This is a genomic window from Mycobacterium neglectum (assembly GCF_002591975.1).
Classification (GTDB): domain Bacteria; phylum Actinomycetota; class Actinomycetes; order Mycobacteriales; family Mycobacteriaceae; genus Mycobacterium; species Mycobacterium neglectum.
Genome location: NZ_NVQE01000046.1, coordinates 1 through 14,381, shown reverse-complemented (window position 1 = coordinate 14,381; position 14,381 = coordinate 1). Strand labels below are relative to the sequence as shown.

At 65.2% G+C, this 14,381-nt stretch carries 17 protein-coding genes and 1 pseudogene; 12 read left to right on the top strand and 6 right to left on the bottom strand.

Annotated features, from left to right (window positions below; all coding sequences use genetic code 11):
* Positions 1 to 149: 149 nt before the first annotated feature.
* Positions 150 to 329 (top strand): annotated as a pseudogene (locus CSQ99_RS25655) (peptide ABC transporter ATP-binding protein); the annotation flags it as partial.
* Positions 330 to 683: 354 nt separating this feature from the next.
* On the opposite strand, the gene CSQ99_RS25645 reads toward CSQ99_RS25655, so the two are convergent.
* The 4 genes from CSQ99_RS25645 to CSQ99_RS25635 all read right to left on the bottom strand — a co-directional run bounded on the left by CSQ99_RS25645 (position 684) and on the right by CSQ99_RS25635 (position 4,698).
* Complete coding sequence (locus CSQ99_RS25645) at positions 684 to 1,889, bottom strand: Fic family protein (protein ID WP_099041825.1); 1,206 nt, start codon at positions 1,887 to 1,889, stop codon at positions 684 to 686.
* A gap of 130 nt (positions 1,890 to 2,019) precedes the next feature.
* Complete coding sequence (locus CSQ99_RS31720; protein ID WP_281258512.1) at positions 2,020 to 2,142, bottom strand: hypothetical protein; 123 nt, start codon at positions 2,140 to 2,142, stop codon at positions 2,020 to 2,022.
* Between the two features lie 111 nt (positions 2,143 to 2,253).
* Positions 2,254 to 3,879: a peptide chain release factor 3 gene (locus CSQ99_RS25640; protein ID WP_099041824.1), complete on the bottom strand. Its 1,626-nt coding sequence runs from the start codon at positions 3,877 to 3,879 to the stop codon at positions 2,254 to 2,256.
* Positions 3,880 to 3,930: 51 nt separating this feature from the next.
* The gene (locus CSQ99_RS25635) at positions 3,931 to 4,698 is read right to left on the bottom strand and encodes an esterase (protein ID WP_099041823.1); all 768 of its coding nucleotides are present in this window, start codon (positions 4,696 to 4,698) and stop codon (positions 3,931 to 3,933) included.
* Between the two features lie 116 nt (positions 4,699 to 4,814).
* Between CSQ99_RS25635 and CSQ99_RS25630 the strand changes: the two genes are divergently transcribed.
* From CSQ99_RS25630 to CSQ99_RS25610, 5 genes are all read left to right on the top strand, one after another.
* Positions 4,815 to 6,275, top strand: a complete 1,461-nt coding sequence (locus CSQ99_RS25630; RefSeq protein WP_099041822.1) for an amino acid ABC transporter substrate-binding protein/permease — start codon at positions 4,815 to 4,817, stop codon at positions 6,273 to 6,275.
* The gene (locus CSQ99_RS25625) at positions 6,272 to 7,045 is read left to right on the top strand and encodes an amino acid ABC transporter ATP-binding protein (RefSeq protein WP_099041821.1); all 774 of its coding nucleotides are present in this window, start codon (positions 6,272 to 6,274) and stop codon (positions 7,043 to 7,045) included. Before CSQ99_RS25630 ends, CSQ99_RS25625 begins: the two co-directional genes overlap by 4 nt.
* A gap of 163 nt (positions 7,046 to 7,208) precedes the next feature.
* A complete protein-coding gene (locus CSQ99_RS31935; RefSeq protein ID WP_425437879.1) occupies positions 7,209 to 7,481 on the top strand; it encodes a FitA-like ribbon-helix-helix domain-containing protein in 273 nt (90 codons plus the stop codon).
* A gap of 16 nt (positions 7,482 to 7,497) precedes the next feature.
* On the top strand, positions 7,498 to 7,878 hold the full coding sequence (locus CSQ99_RS25615) for a type II toxin-antitoxin system VapC family toxin (RefSeq protein WP_245909088.1): 381 nt from the start codon (positions 7,498 to 7,500) through the stop codon (positions 7,876 to 7,878).
* Positions 7,879 to 7,949: 71 nt separating this feature from the next.
* Positions 7,950 to 9,104 carry a serine hydrolase domain-containing protein gene (locus tag CSQ99_RS25610; RefSeq protein WP_099041818.1) on the top strand — a complete coding sequence of 385 codons (1,155 nt, stop codon included), beginning with the start codon at positions 7,950 to 7,952 and terminating at the stop codon, positions 9,102 to 9,104.
* Here the strand turns inward: CSQ99_RS25610 and CSQ99_RS25605 are convergent.
* Entirely contained in the window at positions 9,094 to 9,708 is a 615-nt protein-coding gene (locus CSQ99_RS25605; protein ID WP_099041817.1) for a dihydrofolate reductase family protein, read from the bottom strand. The genes CSQ99_RS25610 and CSQ99_RS25605 overlap by 11 nt on opposite strands.
* A 58-nt stretch (positions 9,709 to 9,766) precedes the next feature.
* Positions 9,767 to 10,837, bottom strand: coding sequence for a GlxA family transcriptional regulator (locus CSQ99_RS25600; RefSeq protein ID WP_099041816.1), 1,071 nt, complete (start codon positions 10,835 to 10,837; stop codon positions 9,767 to 9,769).
* 172 nt (positions 10,838 to 11,009) lie between these two features.
* On the opposite strand from CSQ99_RS25600, the gene CSQ99_RS25595 reads away from it, so the two are divergent.
* From CSQ99_RS25595 to CSQ99_RS25570, 6 genes are read left to right on the top strand one after another with little or no spacing between them, the layout of a single operon-like run.
* Entirely contained in the window at positions 11,010 to 11,531 is a 522-nt protein-coding gene (locus CSQ99_RS25595; RefSeq protein WP_099041815.1) for a DUF1097 domain-containing protein, read from the top strand.
* Entirely contained in the window at positions 11,531 to 12,265 is a 735-nt protein-coding gene (gene nthB, locus CSQ99_RS25590) for a nitrile hydratase subunit beta (RefSeq protein WP_099041814.1), read from the top strand. The genes CSQ99_RS25595 and nthB overlap by 1 nt, the downstream gene beginning before the upstream one ends.
* On the top strand, positions 12,265 to 12,885 hold the full coding sequence (nthA, locus tag CSQ99_RS25585; RefSeq protein WP_099041813.1) for a nitrile hydratase subunit alpha: 621 nt from the start codon (positions 12,265 to 12,267) through the stop codon (positions 12,883 to 12,885). The genes nthB and nthA overlap by 1 nt, the downstream gene beginning before the upstream one ends.
* Positions 12,882 to 13,199 carry a nitrile hydratase accessory protein gene (locus tag CSQ99_RS25580; RefSeq protein WP_099041812.1) on the top strand — a complete coding sequence of 106 codons (318 nt, stop codon included), beginning with the start codon at positions 12,882 to 12,884 and terminating at the stop codon, positions 13,197 to 13,199. The genes nthA and CSQ99_RS25580 overlap by 4 nt, the downstream gene beginning before the upstream one ends.
* A 9-nt stretch (positions 13,200 to 13,208) precedes the next feature.
* Positions 13,209 to 13,427: a CbtB domain-containing protein gene (locus tag CSQ99_RS25575; protein ID WP_099041811.1), complete on the top strand. Its 219-nt coding sequence runs from the start codon at positions 13,209 to 13,211 to the stop codon at positions 13,425 to 13,427.
* Entirely contained in the window at positions 13,418 to 14,239 is an 822-nt protein-coding gene (locus tag CSQ99_RS25570) for a CbtA family protein (protein WP_099041810.1), read from the top strand. The genes CSQ99_RS25575 and CSQ99_RS25570 overlap by 10 nt, the downstream gene beginning before the upstream one ends.
* The last annotated feature ends 142 nt before the right edge of the window (positions 14,240 to 14,381 follow it).

The window sequence follows — 14,381 nt, the reverse complement described above, 5'->3', positions numbered from 1 at the left end:
GAACGGCGACTCGATCTCGGCGGACCTGATCAGTTCTTTCGTCCTGAAATTCTCGAAAATCGCTGCCAACCTGCGCCGACCGGGCATCTTCCACCCGACCCATCAATGGGAGAGCAACCAACCAATCGGGGACCTCTGTTTTCCTGACTCTTTCGGCGGGCGGTATGACGATGGTGTTCGTCACCCACGAGATGGGCTTCGCGCGGGAAGTCTCCTCGCGGGTGCTGTTCATGGGCGGCGGCAACATCGCCGAGGACGCTCCGCCGGCTGAGCTCTTCGATAATCCCAAACGTTCCCGGCTGCGGGAGTTTCTGTCGAAGGTTCATTAGGCGGGCGCCGAAACCACCGGCCGAAACTCGAGCTCACGCTCACACGTCGTGCCGATTTCGCCTTCGAGGTTGAGGGCTAGTGTGCGGTGCCACCATCGAGTGCGGTGGCCTTGGGTAAACGGCGGTTTCCGCCGCTCCTTGCGCTCCGGGGAGAAACTCGGAATCGGCGGATACTGCACCGGCACATCGACATACAAAGTGTCACCCGGACGTAGCGCCGCCGCGTTCGCCAACCTGATCGCGGTGGTTGGTGTCCATGCCGGCTTGCAGGTCGGGTCCGCGATCCACCATGCGCTGATTGCTTACATCTACCCGCTTGGTGATCAATCGGTTCGTCGGCCTGGAGTCCCTCCTCTAAGCACCGATGGCTGCCGCGATTCGCATGTCCAGATCCCCCAGCTCGTCGAGAACGAGACTGGCGCCCCAGATCTGGTTTCGTTGGCGATCGGTCAACGCCCGGAGCACGCCGGCATCACGCAGCCTGCCGATGGCATCGAACACGCTGCTGCGCGGGGCATCTACGAGTGCGACAGCATCGTCAGAAGACAGAATCGGTGTGTCCGGCAGCAACGCCAGCAGCTTGGCGGCTGCACTGTTGCGGCGCACTGGGCCGGTCAATTCTCGCCATTGGCCGGGGATTTCGCGAAGCCGTTGCGCGGTGACACGCGATTCGGCCGCGGCGATCCGCGTCGCGCGCACAAAGATGCCCACGAGCGGAGCGAGGTCACCAGAGCGGTAGCTACCCAACGTATCGAAGTAGTCCTCGCGGCGTGCGACTAGCGCCGAGGCCAGAGGCACCACGACGCGGGTGGTCGTGCCTCGGTGCCGCAGGATCGCGTTGATGAGGGCGCGCCCGATGCGGCCGTTGCCATCGGTGAAAGGGTGGATCGACTCGAATTGCGCGTGCGCGATCGCGGCCTGTAACAGTGCCGGCATATCGCCGCGATTGGTGAAGGCAACGAGGTCGTCCATGTAGGCCTGCACCGTCTCCGGCGGCGGCGGAATATAGAGCGCGCCACGCGGGGAGTAGTCGCTGCCGCCGATCCAGTTCTGCACGCTACGAAGCTTTCCTGCGAAGGCGGACTCCTGTGCGTCGTCGCGCATTAGTGCTTCGTGCGCCGAGGTGATCGCGGAAAGGCCGACGGGTGTGTCCGGGCCGACCGCGGTGATCATTTCCTGCAGGGCGGTGGTCGCCGCGGCCATGGCGGCGGCAGACGAGTTCGCGCGGACGCCGTGTAGCGCGCGGGCGTAGTCGTCGACATTGGCTTGGATCTGCTCGATCTTCGATGACGCCACCGATTCCGTGCGGAGGAGGAGCGTGCCCAACGCCGACAAATCATCGGCGTGGCTTCCGTCGAGCTTGGCGATCTCGGATGTGGCTCCTTCCAGATCGGCAGCTGTTTCGGAGTCAAGCGCGACGGTGCGACCCGCGATGAATGGGGGTAACGAGACGACGATCGCCCGGAGCGTTCGATCCTCCCGCGTGCCGCCGCGGTGTGTTTGCGTCCAGGGTCGTGTCTCCTGGCCATGAGGCGGCCACGCTCGTGCGGGTGGCTCCACGGCGCCTCCTAACTCGGACTAACGATAGCACTAATCCGAGTTAGCGATATTAATTCAGACTAAGGAGAGACATTAGTCCGAGTTGAAGGGTATGCCCGGTCTACCCCTCCGCAACTCCGATGCCACTCTCTTATCCGACGCGTAGTGCCTCCGCGACACGCCAGCTCATGTCGGTCAATCCCAGCCAGATCGAGTAGTCCCAGGATGCGGGCTCGCCGTAATGGTCGACGAAGCGCTCACGGAGACAGTCCATGGCTACGTCGATCGGCTCCCACGAAGCTGGCGATTGCCATTTGAGCGACAATGTCGCGCTGAGGTTGGCACCAACCACATATGGTTCCGCCGAGCCGCGCGACCTGCCGCACTATCCCTCCGCCGCGACCAGCGAGCCCAGCTTCACGTCGGGGTTGTCCCGTTGGAAGCCCTCCAGCCGCCACGGCGTGGAGAACAGCACGAGCATGACTCCGTCGCTGCGGGTCATGACTTCCGATGACACCTGCTTGTTCATGAACTCCGCGTCTGCGGGGTCCACAACCCGCGCGACCTGATACGGCAATGACTCCAGAGAGATCGGTGCGCTGTACTCGGTTGCCATCCGGTGCGTCGCCACCTCGAACTGCATCGGGCCCACCGCCGCCAACACCGGCGCCTGCTCGCCGCGACGGTCTGACCGCAGCACCTGGACCACGCCCTCCTGCTCCAGCTGCTCGATCCCGCGGCGGAACTGCTTGTGCTTACTCGGATCAGCGCCGCGTGCCACCGCGAAATGCTCCGGCGAGAAGCTCGGTATCGGCGGATACTGCACGGCCGCATCGACATACAACGTGTCGCCCGGGCGCAGCGCAGCAGCGTTCGCCAGCCCGATCACATCACCCGGCCACGCCCTGTCCAGCGTCGCGCGCTGCTGCCCGAACACCGACTGCGCGTACTTCGTGACGAACGGCTTACCCGTCGCGGCATGGGTGAGGACATCCCCGCGCTCGAACGTCCCCGACACCACCCGTGCGTACGCGATCCGATCGCGGTGCGAGGAGTCCATCCCGGCCTGCACCTTGAAAACGAATGCGCTGAACGGTGATTCGATCGCGCGCAGGGCTCCGTCGACATCGACCGCTCCGCTCGGCGCCGGCGCATAACCGACGAGCACATCGAGAAGCTGATTCACCCCGAAGTTCAACGCCGCCGAGGTGAACAACGTCGGCGTCGACTCCCCGCCCAAAAACGCCTCACGGTCGTAATCGGAGCCGTCTGCCGACAGCAGCTCGGACTCCTCGACCGCGGTTTCCCAATCGACGCCCGCCGCAGCGAAAGCGTCCGCCGCCTCTATGTGCTCCTCGGGAGCCGCGGTCGCACCACCAGCGGTACGCGTGAACCGGATGAAGTCCCCAGACCGGCGGTCCAGCACCCCCTTGAAGTCTCCGGCGATGCCGACCGGCCACGTCAGGGGAGTGGGCCGCAGGCCGATCCGCGAGTGAATCTCATCGATCAATTCCAGAGCATGGCGCCCGGGCCGGTCCCACTTGTTGATCACCGTGATGATCGGGATCCCCCGGTGCTTACACACCTGGAACAGCTTCAGCGTCTGCGGCTCGAGGCCTTTCGCCGCGTCGATGAGCATCACCGCGCAGTCCACGGCCGTCAGCACCCGGTAGGTGTCTTCGGAGAAGTCCGCGTGGCCCGGGGTATCCAGCAGGTTGATGACGCACTCGCGGTAGGGGAACTGCAACGCCGTCGAGGTGATCGAGATGCCCCTGGCCTTCTCCATGTCCATCCAGTCCGACACCGTCGCGCGACGGCCCGCCTTGCCGTGCACCGCACCGGCTTCGGTGATCGCCCGGGCGTGCAGCGCCAGCGCCTCGGTCAACGTGGACTTACCGGCGTCGGGATGGCTGATGACCGCGAACGTTCGCCGACGGCCCGCCTCAGCGGAGATACGGCCAGGTCGCGAGGTGTCGGAGGTCGGCGCAGCGGCCAGGGCATTGTCGGTCATAACTCCACCGATGGTATTGGCTCCGGAGTGCAAACCCGTAATCGAGCCTGGTCAGGACAGGATCGATGCCAGTTCGGCGCGGGGTATCGAGACCGTCTGCGGTCCGGCGGCCGAGATGATCCACTGGCCTTGGCTGAGGAAGAAGAGCACCGCGTCATCGGTGAGGGCGAAGTTGTTGTACATGTCCGCGCCCACGGGGTTGTCGCCGACGGTCACGCTCGGAAACTGCTTCTCCAAGTCGGCCGCCACCAGGGGATCGAGCACGGCGACGGCGTCGGCCCCCGGTTTGAACAGCGTCTCGAACGTGATCGGCGCCTTCTTACCCAGGTCGAAACTGAGGGCGTCGTAGTTCGTCACCGGATGAGCACCACCGAAGTTGACGTACTCCTCGAAGACCAGGCTTTCGGTACCTGAGGGCGGAGTTCCCGACCGGAATGTCTGTGACTTGATGTCGAGCGCCTTGGGCACATCGCGAACCGGCGGCTCCTCGACGAGCGCGATGAACTCGTCGCGTTGTGAGGTCAGGACCTGACCCACCGCATCTTGGTCGGGGTAGTCGACCGGGAAGCTCATATCGATCGTGTAGTTGGGCGTCTCGGTGTGGACCGTGCAGAGGCCCGCCTCGCCAACCGTTCCCTCGAGCCTGGTGCACGCGGAGGACGAAGCCGTCGTGGTCGGCGCCGCGGACGTGGAGGCCGCCGCTGACGTCGACGCCGTCGTGGCCTCTGTCGTCGCCTCCGGAGCCGGCTCGGTGGAGCTGTCGCACGCCGCCGCGGCAAGGATCACCGCGACCGCAATCACGAGCTGCCGTTTCTTCATGCCTGGAGCATGCCTCACAGGAGATCAACAGCACGGTCGGTTCGCTGATCCGCCGCGCCAACAGCACAGGACCACTAGCGTGAATTCTCCGTGACTGCCGACGCTGGGAGGCGACGATGCGAGCCGAGTGTGACAGAGACAGGAGTGCGCCAGCCCGATTGGCGGTCCTGTTTGCCGCGATCCTCATAACCCTCCTCGGCACCGGGCTGCTGAACTCGGCGTTCGCGCACGCGCAAGACGAGACCTACGTCGTCGCCACCGATACGACGTTCGCCCCGTTCGAATTCCAGGACGAACAGGGCAATTTCGTCGGCATCGACATGGATCTCCTTCGCGACATCGGCAAGGACCAGGGCTTCGCGGTCGACATCAAACCGTTGGGCTTCGACGCGGCACTGCAAGCGGTGCAAGCCAACCAGGTCGACGGCGTCATCGCGGGCATGTCCATCACCGACGAACGCAAGAAGGTGTTCGACTTCTCCGACCCGTACTTCGAGTCCGGCGTCCAGATGGCGGTGCTGGAGACCGACAACGACGTCAAGGGCTACGAAGACCTCAGGGGCCAGCGGGTGGCCGTGAAGAACGGCACCGAAGGTGCGACGTTCGCGGAGTCCATCAAGGCCGAGTACGGCTTCGAGACCGTCTACTTCGCCGACTCCTCGTCGATGTACGACGAAGTGAAGACCGGAAACTCCGTCGCCGTCTTCGACGACTACCCGGTCCTGGCCTACGGCATCACCCAGGGCAACGGCCTGAAGACCGTGACGCCGAAGGAGCAGGGGGCCAGCTACGGGTTCGCGGTCAACAAGGGCCAGAATGCCGAGCTCCTGGCCAAGTTCAACGCCGGCCTGAAAAACCTCAAGGAATCCGGCCGCTACCAGGAAGTGCTCGACACCTACCTCGGCGAAGAGGCTGTAGCCGCAGACAACTCGTTCTTCGGACTGCTCAAGGGCACCTTCCCGCTGTTGATGGAAGGCCTGAAGATGACCGTCATCCTGACGATCATCTCCATCGCGTGCGCGTTGGTGCTTGGCGTGATCTTCGGCCTGATGCGGGTATCGCGCTCGATTTGGCTGCGCGCAATCGGCACCACCTTCGTCGACATCTTCCGCGGCACACCGCTTCTCGTGCAGGCTTTCTTCATCTACTTCGGCATCCCCGCCGCGTTGGGCTTCGAGATGTCGGCGTTCACCGCGGGCATCATCACCCTCTCGCTGAACGCGGGCGCCTATATGACCGAGATCGTGCGCGGTGGCATCCTGTCTGTCGACAAGGGTCAGATGGAGGCATCCCGCAGCCTGGGTGTCGGATATCTGCCGACGATGCGCAAAGTGATTCTGCCGCAGGCAATCCGAACGATGATCCCGTCCTACATCAACCAGTTCGTCATCACCTTGAAGGACACCTCGATCCTGTCGGTCATCGGCATCGCCGAGCTGACCCAGACGGGCCGGATCATCATCGCGCGCAACTTCCAGTCGTTCCAGATGTGGCTGATCATCGGCATCATCTACTTCATCGTCATCATGGCGCTGACCAAACTCTCGGATCGCCTCGAGAAAAGGATCAACAAATGAGCCAACTCGTCCCGGAGGCCGCGGCCGCCGAACCCGAAGGCACCGTGAAGATCCGCATCGAGGGACTCAAGAAGTCCTTCGGCGAGCTCGATGTCCTCAAGGGCATCGACACCACGGTCAGTCAAGGTGAGGTGGTCTGCGTCATCGGCCCGTCCGGATCAGGTAAGTCGACGTTCTTGCGCTGTCTGAACAAGCTGGAGGACATCACCGACGGCAAGGTTGTCGTCGACGAGTACGACCTGACCGACAAGAAGATCGACCTCGACAAGGTCCGGCAGCGCATCGGCATGGTGTTTCAGCACTTCAACCTCTTCCCGCACATGACGGTCATCGACAATGTGACCATGGCACCGCTGCTGACCAAGAAGATGGACAAGGCCGCCGCGGAGAAGAAGGCGCTCGAACTTCTCGATCAGGTGGGGCTCAGGGAGAAGGCTCAGGTAAAGCCGTCGACGTTGTCGGGCGGTCAGAAGCAGCGCGTCGCGATCGCCAGAGCGTTGGCGATGAACCCGTCGATCATGTTGTTCGACGAGGCAACCAGTGCACTGGACCCCGAAATGGTCGGAGACGTGCTCGAGGTGCTGCGCGATCTCGCCGCGGGCGGCATGACCATGGTCGTCGTCACCCACGAGATGGGCTTCGCACGGGAAGTCTCCTCACGGGTGCTGTTCATGGACGGCGGCCTGATCGTCGAGGACGCGCCGCCCGCTGAACTCTTCGACAACCCCAAACATCCACGGCTGCAGGAATTTTTGTCGAAGGTTCTGTAGGCGGAGGAGCTTCCGAAGGCTATGCCGCCTGCAAGTAGCCTGATCGACGCTTTTGTCCACCCGCAGCAATGCAGGCGCCTGACGAATTGGTGTCGTCATCGATCCCATACGCGGGCGACAATCGAGTGAGACCAAGGGGGAATTTGCGAAGGGGCGGCAGTCCATGTCACTTGCACTGTGGCGCCAATGGCGCCAAAATGGCGCCATGCCCAGCGTGCAGATCAAGGACGTTCCAGACGACACCCATCGTGTGTTGAGGGAGCGTGCTGCGCGCGCACATCAGTCTCTGCAGGAATACCTTCGAAGCCGGCTGATCGCCGATGCGAATCAGCCGACCTTGGAGGAGGTCTTCGACCGTGTCGCGACGCGACGTGGTGGGAAGGTGTTGTTCACGAACGCTGTGAGTCATCTCCGGGCAGAGCGTGATAGTCGTTGATGCGAGCGTGCTGGCCGTGGCGCTCGGCGACGACGGCGCCGAGGGGGAGCGCGCCCGACTCCGCTTGAGTAACGAGGCTTTGGCCGCGCCGGAACTCGTAGATCTGGAGGCGGTTTCGGTATGGCGCCGTCACGTCGCGGCGAAACAGATGACAGTGCGTCGCGCTGCCTTGGCTATTTCGGATCTTGAGATTTTGCCGCTGCAGCGATCGCCGCATCGGCCGCTGCTGGGCCGCATCTGGGAGCTGCGTCATGGCGTGACGCCATATGACGCCGCCTATATCGCCCTCGCTGAAGCGCTCGACACCGTCCTGGTTACCGCCGACGCCCGACTTGCACGTGCGCTCGGAGTCAGATGTGAGATCGAGGCGATTGCCGGGTCCGGCCGCGGGCGGTGAAGCAACCGTGAGCATTTTGGCCGTCGCATTTACCGCACGTGCGATGATCCCCGAAGGCAGAGGAGTGTGACATGGGCTTTGAGCGAATCGACGACCTACTCAACGCCGTGACGGCCGACGGGTCCCTGCATGGCATCGCTGCCACGGTCGTCGGCCGCGACGGCGTTCTCTACGAGGGCGCGGCCGGCGACGCCGGACCCAACACCATGTTCCGCAACGCGTCGATGACGAAGGCCGTCGCGACCACCGCCGCGCTGCAGCTCGTCGAGGAGGGGCGCCTCGACCTCGACGCGACGGTGGCCTCGGTCGTGCCCGAGTTCGGCGAACTCCAGGTCCTCGACGGGTTCGAGGATGGTCAGCCGGTCCTGCGCGCGCCCAAGACGCAGGCGAACGTCCGCCAGCTGATGAACCACACGTCTGGCTGCGGCTATCACTTCCTCAACGAGAAGATCTTCACGTACTGCACCGATTACGGCTTCCCGGACGTGCTTTCAGGGATCAAGCAGAGCATCAGTGCGCCGCTGGTCCACGATCCCGGCACGGTATGGGAGTACGGCGTCAGCACCGACTGGGTCGGCCAGGTCGTCGAGGCCGTCAGCGGCCAGACGTTGGGTGACTACCTCGCCGAGAATGTCTACGGCCCGCTTGGCATGACGGACTCGACGTTCGACCCGAGCGACGAGCAGCGTGAGCGCTTGTTGCCGGTCCTGTCCCGAGCGACGGACGGCAGCCTGGTGCCGACCGACCTCGACCTGCCCGCCGACCCGGAGTGGGATTCAGGCGGCCACGGCTCGTACGGGACGATTCACGACTACGGGCGGTTTGTGCGCGCGTGGGTCAACGGCGGCGAGCTCGACGGCAGGCGGATCCTCAACGAGGAGACGGTGGAGCTCGCGTTGCGCGACCACCTCGACGGCGTGCCGCTGCCGAAGAGGATGGACCCGACGGTCCCCGAGCTGACCAACCCGGTCGAGCTGCTCGACGTGCCACAGGGGTGGGGCCTCGGTTTCCACCTGTACCTGATCGATCTGCCAGGCATGCGCAGCGCCGGCTCGGGCGACTGGTCGGGCCTGTTCAACTCCTTCTACTGGATCGACCGAACGGCGGGCATTGGCGCCGTGATCGCGACGCAACTGCTGCCGTTCTTCGACAACAAGATGTTCGAGACGATCCTCAACTTCGAGGCCGCGGTCTACGCCGAGCTCGGCGCGGACGTCACCGGGTGATCGCGTAGCGGAGGTGCGCCACGCCGGGGGCGTGCAGCACGCGAACGAGTTCCAGCGCGGGGACGCCGGCCTCGAATCCGTCGAACAGGCGCTCGCCGGAGCCGAGGATCGCCGGCGACACCTGTAGGTCGATCTCGTCGACGAGGCCGGCCGTGATCGCCTGCCGTGCGCAGGACGCGCCGCCTGCGATGGAGATGTCGCGGTCGCCGGCCGCCGCCTTGGCTTGCGCGTAGGCCGCTTCGATTCCGTCCGTCACGAAATGGAAGGTCGTCCCACCCTTCATTTCGATCGGATGGTGTTCGTGATGGGTGAGGACGAAGACCGGGCAGTGATACGGCGGGGTGTCGCCCCACCAGCCCTTCCAGTCCGAATCGGCCCAGTCGCCGCGGACGGGCCCGAACATGTTGCGGCCCATGATCGTTGCGCCCATGCCGTCGAGCATCTCCGACATCACCTGCCGGTTGACCGGGTGATCGCTGGCCGGCCCGATATGCCACTGGTGAACCGCGATCCCGCCCACGCCGAGGGGATTCTCCTCGCTCTGGTCGGGGCCGGCGACGTAGCCGTCCGCGGAGATCGACATCGAGAGGTTGGTTCGCGTCATGCCTTAAGGAGACCACCCGACGGGCGAATCGGGCGCGCAAACCGACCGCCGCGGTACGTCAGCGCGCCAGTTTCGCAGCCAACGGCGCCGAGTTCGCAGCCACCACGCCCGTCGTCCGGAATCTCCTGCGATACGAGCTGGGGGAGACGCCGAGCGCCCGCCGGAACGTGCGCCGCATCGTGGCCGCCGATCCGAACCCGGCCCGTCGCGCCACCGCTTCCTGACTGTGATCGCTCGCCGCGAGCAGCACCTTGGCCGCCTCCACCCGCGCACGCTCGACGTAACGTGCCGGCGTCATCCCCACCTGCGCGCGGAACATGCGCACCAGATGCCGCTCGCTCACCGCCGCGCGATCCGCCATCGCCGCGATCGAATGGTCAGCACCGGGATCGGCCACCACCGCGTCCAGGATCTCGCGCAGACCCGTCGACACCGGCGCCGCCACCTCCGTCCACACACTGAACTGCGCCTGACCGCCCGGCCGCTGCAGGAATACCACCATCCACCGCGCCACCCGCCGCGCCACGTCCGGGCCGTAGTCGCTCTCCACCAGCGCGAGGCCCAGGTCGATCCCGGCACTGATCCCCGCGCCGGTGATGAACGGGCCGTCCTGGACGAACAACGAGTCCGGGTCCACCGAGATCTCGGGGTAGGCCCGCGCCAACTCCTGGCAGTGCGCCCAGTGCGTGGTCGCCCGGCGCCCGTCGAGCAGCCCGAGCTTGGCGAGCACGAACGCGCCCGTGCACACCGACGCCACCCTGCGCGCCCGCGGCGCCAGGGTGCGCACCATCTCCAACGCCGACGCGACGACGTCCGGCGTCTGCTCCTCGGGGATGTCGTGCTCACCGGGTGTGAAGGTGAAGTCGGCGGGCACACCGCCTGGCACGACCAGCGTGTCGATCCGGTCGGGCACCTCGTCGAGCGACGTGTCGACATTGAGGACGACGAACGACGTTGTGTTGACCGGCTTTCCATCGACCGAAGCCAGTATCACGTCGTACCGCGCGCCGAAGTCGTTGGCGCGGGCGAAGATCTCCAGCGGCGCGGCGACGTCCTGCAACGTGACCTTGTCGTAGAGCGCGAACACGATGGTCCTGCGTTGCCGCTGCGGTCTGGTCCCGTCGGACATCAGCTGCTGTCCTTTCGTGGCCCCGCCTGAGTGACGTCAAGTTAGCCGAGGCCTGTTACATCCACGTTGCGGGGGAGCCAAGGTCCGGATTTGCACGATTCGTGTCCGGTACTGACGTCCAGAGAAATTTGACCGTAATGCGGCCGAAACCTGCTGCTCTGACACTCATTTCATGGATTCGCGAACAGCTTTGACGCTCAGTATAGGCGTCCTCGGCGGGCTGGCGGTCGCGCTGACCGCCGAAGTCATCACGGTACCCATCTGGGTGGTGTTCCTGGCGTGGGCGTCGTTCTTCTTCGTCGGCGGCGGCGTCACCGGATGGGTGCGATCGGTGTCATCGAACCTCGTCGGCGTCGTGATCGCGTCGGCCAGCCTGTACGCCGCACACCTGATGGGCGGCAGCCTGCTGGTCACCGCCATCGCCGTCGGGGTCGGCAGCGCCGTGATGGTGCAGGCGTCCTGGGTGCCGCTGCTGGCCACCACCCCGGCCGTTGTCGTCGGCTTCGCCTCCACCGTGTCGACGGTCGCGGGCACCGGCAACACCATCACCGTCACGACCGTCTCGCACCCGGGCCTGGTCGCCGCGGTCGCGTGTGTCCTCGGTGCGTCCTTCGGGCTGGTCTCGGAGTACGCCGCCACCGCGATGACGAAGAAATCAGAACCCGCAACGACGACCGAAGGAAGCCCGGCCTGATGAAACTGCAGCACTATCTCGGCGGCCTGGAAGGTCTACCGGAACCGCTGACCCTGGAGAAGCGCGTCTTCGTCGAGGAATGGGAGAAACGCATCTTCGGCATCCACGTCGCGATGATGGGATTGTCGAACCACCTCGGCTCGGCGCTGCCTGCCTACCCCATCGACGAGGTGCCGACCGCCTTCAAGGACGAGTGGACGTGGGCCGACCTGCGCACCGGCGCCGAGGCGATGAACCCCTTCGACTACTTCAAGTTCCGCTACTACGAGAAGTGGCTGGGCGGCATCACCCAGTTCTTCATCGACAAGGGCTATGTCACCGACGAGGAACTCGCCGAGCGCATGGCCGAACTTCCCTCGGCGCCAGAGGTTTCCGCCGAAGCAGCGGTCGACGATCAGGTGATCTCCTATCTGCGGCTTGGGGACAGTCCCCGCCGCGACGTCGCCCACCCGAAGTTCGCCGTCGGCTCCACGGTCCGCATCACCAACGTCCCGGCCGACGCGCACAGCCGCCTGCCCGGCTACCTGCGCGGCCGCACCGGCACCGTGGAACGCGTCTTCGAGGGCGACTACGCCTACTTCTGCCACACCGGCGACGGCATCGGCGACCCGATGCCGATCTACATCGTCGAGTTCGCACCGGCCGAGATCTGGGGCCCGCGCGCGGAAGACGGCCCGCTGAACCTGTACGCCGAGCTTTTCGAGGCCTACCTGGAACCCATCGAGGAGATGTGATGACCGAACAGTTCGCGTACCCGCCCGACCGTGAGGAAGCCAGCGCCAAGAAGGCCGCCGCGCTGGAGTCGCTGCTGATCGAGAAAGGTGTCATCACCCCGCAGACGGTGGACAAGGTGCTCAGCTACTTCGAAACCGAGATGACCCCGCTCAACGGGAAGAAGATCGTCGTAAAGGCGTGGACCGACCCGGAATTCGCGGAGAAGATCGTCGTCGACACACCCTCCGCCGTTGCCGAACTCGACTTTCCCGAGGGAATGGCCGGCGCCGAAGGCGAACACCTGCAGGCCGTCGCCAATACGCCGGGTGTGCACAATCTGGTGATCTGCACGCTGTGCTCCTGCTTCCCGTGGCCCGTGCTGGGCCTGCCGCCGTACTGGTACAAGGATCCGACGTTCCGCTCCCGCGCGGCCCGCGAACCGCGCAAGGTGCTGGCGGAAGTCGGGCTGGATCTGGCCGCCGACACCGAGATCAAGGTGTGGGACTCCAGCGGCCACTCGCGGTGGTTCGTCATCCCCGAAAGGCCGTCAGGGACAGAGGATTTCTCCGACGAGATGCTGATGGACCTGGTGACCACCGAGTCGATGATCGGCGTGGCGTTGGCCGGGCAGGCGTCATGAAGCTGCACGAGACCTGCACCACCGACCAGGCGGCGCCGCAGTTCGACCACGAATGGCAGCGCCGGGCCTTCGGGCTGGCGCTCGCGCTGTCGGAGTTCCGCCACTACCAGTGGAGCGAGTTCCAGCAGACCCTGATCGAGACGATCGGCGAGTGGGAGCACACGCCCGAATCCGAACGCGGACAGTGGGAGTACTACGACCACTGGGTCGCCACGCTGGAGAAGCTCGTCGACCGCCACGAGCTGCTGACCGCGCCGGTGCTGACCGACGCCGGCGACCACGCCCTGCCCGCCGCACACGACCACGACCACTGAGGACTCCCGATGAGCAACGCCGAAGCCGCCGTCCCCCGCATCAACGTCCGGGCCGCCGCGCCATCACTCGCGATCGCGGCGCGGCTGACCGCGATCACGATGCTCGCGCTGATCGCCTACTACTTCGTCGGCTACGACCAGGGCGCCGTGTCGGTGTTCGGTAGCGACACCCACGTCCACGAGTTTCTGCACGACGCCCGCCACCTGCTGGGGTTCCCATGCCACTGAGCGAAATGCCTGCAGCGGTAAGGTATCTCGTGCCCGGTGCCGTCGCCGGCCTGGCGGCGTTCGCGTTCAGCCGGGTGATGATCGAGCCGTTGATCGGCGCCGCCGTGGACTACGGGGGCGAGCGCGAACACGTCGAGTCGACACTGGGCGGTGAGGGTCACGCCCACGGTCATGAGCTGTTCACGCGCGCGGTGCAGGAGAACATCGGCGCTGCGGTCGGCATCGTCGTGTTCGGCATCGTGATGGGTGTGCTGTTCGCGGTCGCTCACACCGTGATTCGAACGGCGTTGGAGCACCGGGGTTTTGCGCCGGACGCGACCAGTCTGGCGTTGCTGTTGTCGGCGGGCATGTTCGCCGCGATCGCCTTCGTGCCGAGCCTGAAGTATCCGGCGAACCCGCCCTCCGTCGGACTGGACGAGACGACGGCGGCGCGCAGCTCGGCGTTCCTGACGATGACGGCACTGTCCGTCGTGGCAGCCTGCATGGCGGTGGCCGTCGCGCTGGCGTGCGCGCGTCAATGGGGACCGTGGCGGTCGACTGCGTTGGCGGTCGTCGGCTATGTCTCGGTGATGCTTGGCGTGGCGATGGTGTTGCCCAGCTTCGACGAAGTCCCCGGGCCGATCGTGGGGCCTGAAGGGCTGCTGCTCGGCGGCTTCCCCGCTGAGGTGTTGGCCGACTTCCGGGTCTATACGTTGGTGAACCAGGCCCTGATGTGGTTGGTGATCGGCGTCGTCGCGGCCGTGCTCGCGAACGGGCGAATCGGGCGCGCAAACCGACCGTCGCGGTACTGTGGTGTCTCGGGACATCGCTGACACTTATGTCTCGGGACATCGCTGACACTCATGGTGCCGGTTTGGGTTCGCGGGTGCGGTAGGTACGGGTGTTTGTCTCGGCGCGTTGGTGGTATCGGGTGGGGTCGGCGGTGAATGCGCGGACGAGTCGGTTGCCGCTGAA

What these genes read in the sequence shown, in the direction of transcription:
- CSQ99_RS25610 (WP_099041818.1), top strand. Translation starts at nt 7,950, where the DNA reads ATGGGCTTTGAGCGAATCGACGACCTACTCAACGCCGTGACGGCCGAC.
- CSQ99_RS25600 (WP_099041816.1), bottom strand. Translation starts at nt 10,837, where the DNA reads ATGTCCGACGGGACCAGACCGCAGCGGCAACGCAGGACCATCGTGTTC.
- CSQ99_RS31720 (WP_281258512.1), bottom strand. Translation starts at nt 2,142, where the DNA reads ATGGACTGTCTCCGTGAGCGCTTCGTCGACCATTACGGCGAGCCCGCA.
- CSQ99_RS25640 (WP_099041824.1), bottom strand. Translation starts at nt 3,879, where the DNA reads ATGACCGACAATGCCCTGGCCGCTGCGCCGACCTCCGACACCTCGCGA.
- CSQ99_RS25605 (WP_099041817.1), bottom strand. Translation starts at nt 9,708, where the DNA reads ATGACGCGAACCAACCTCTCGATGTCGATCTCCGCGGACGGCTACGTC.
- CSQ99_RS31935 (WP_425437879.1), top strand. Translation starts at nt 7,209, where the DNA reads ATGTCACTTGCACTGTGGCGCCAATGGCGCCAAAATGGCGCCATGCCC.
- nthA (WP_099041813.1), top strand. Translation starts at nt 12,265, where the DNA reads ATGACCGAACAGTTCGCGTACCCGCCCGACCGTGAGGAAGCCAGCGCC.
- CSQ99_RS25570 (WP_099041810.1), top strand. Translation starts at nt 13,418, where the DNA reads ATGCCACTGAGCGAAATGCCTGCAGCGGTAAGGTATCTCGTGCCCGGT.
- nthB (WP_099041814.1), top strand. Translation starts at nt 11,531, where the DNA reads ATGAAACTGCAGCACTATCTCGGCGGCCTGGAAGGTCTACCGGAACCG.
- CSQ99_RS25625 (WP_099041821.1), top strand. Translation starts at nt 6,272, where the DNA reads ATGAGCCAACTCGTCCCGGAGGCCGCGGCCGCCGAACCCGAAGGCACC.
- CSQ99_RS25580 (WP_099041812.1), top strand. Translation starts at nt 12,882, where the DNA reads ATGAAGCTGCACGAGACCTGCACCACCGACCAGGCGGCGCCGCAGTTC.
- CSQ99_RS25595 (WP_099041815.1), top strand. Translation starts at nt 11,010, where the DNA reads ATGGATTCGCGAACAGCTTTGACGCTCAGTATAGGCGTCCTCGGCGGG.
- CSQ99_RS25630 (WP_099041822.1), top strand. Translation starts at nt 4,815, where the DNA reads ATGCGAGCCGAGTGTGACAGAGACAGGAGTGCGCCAGCCCGATTGGCG.
- CSQ99_RS25635 (WP_099041823.1), bottom strand. Translation starts at nt 4,698, where the DNA reads ATGAAGAAACGGCAGCTCGTGATTGCGGTCGCGGTGATCCTTGCCGCG.
- CSQ99_RS25575 (WP_099041811.1), top strand. Translation starts at nt 13,209, where the DNA reads ATGAGCAACGCCGAAGCCGCCGTCCCCCGCATCAACGTCCGGGCCGCC.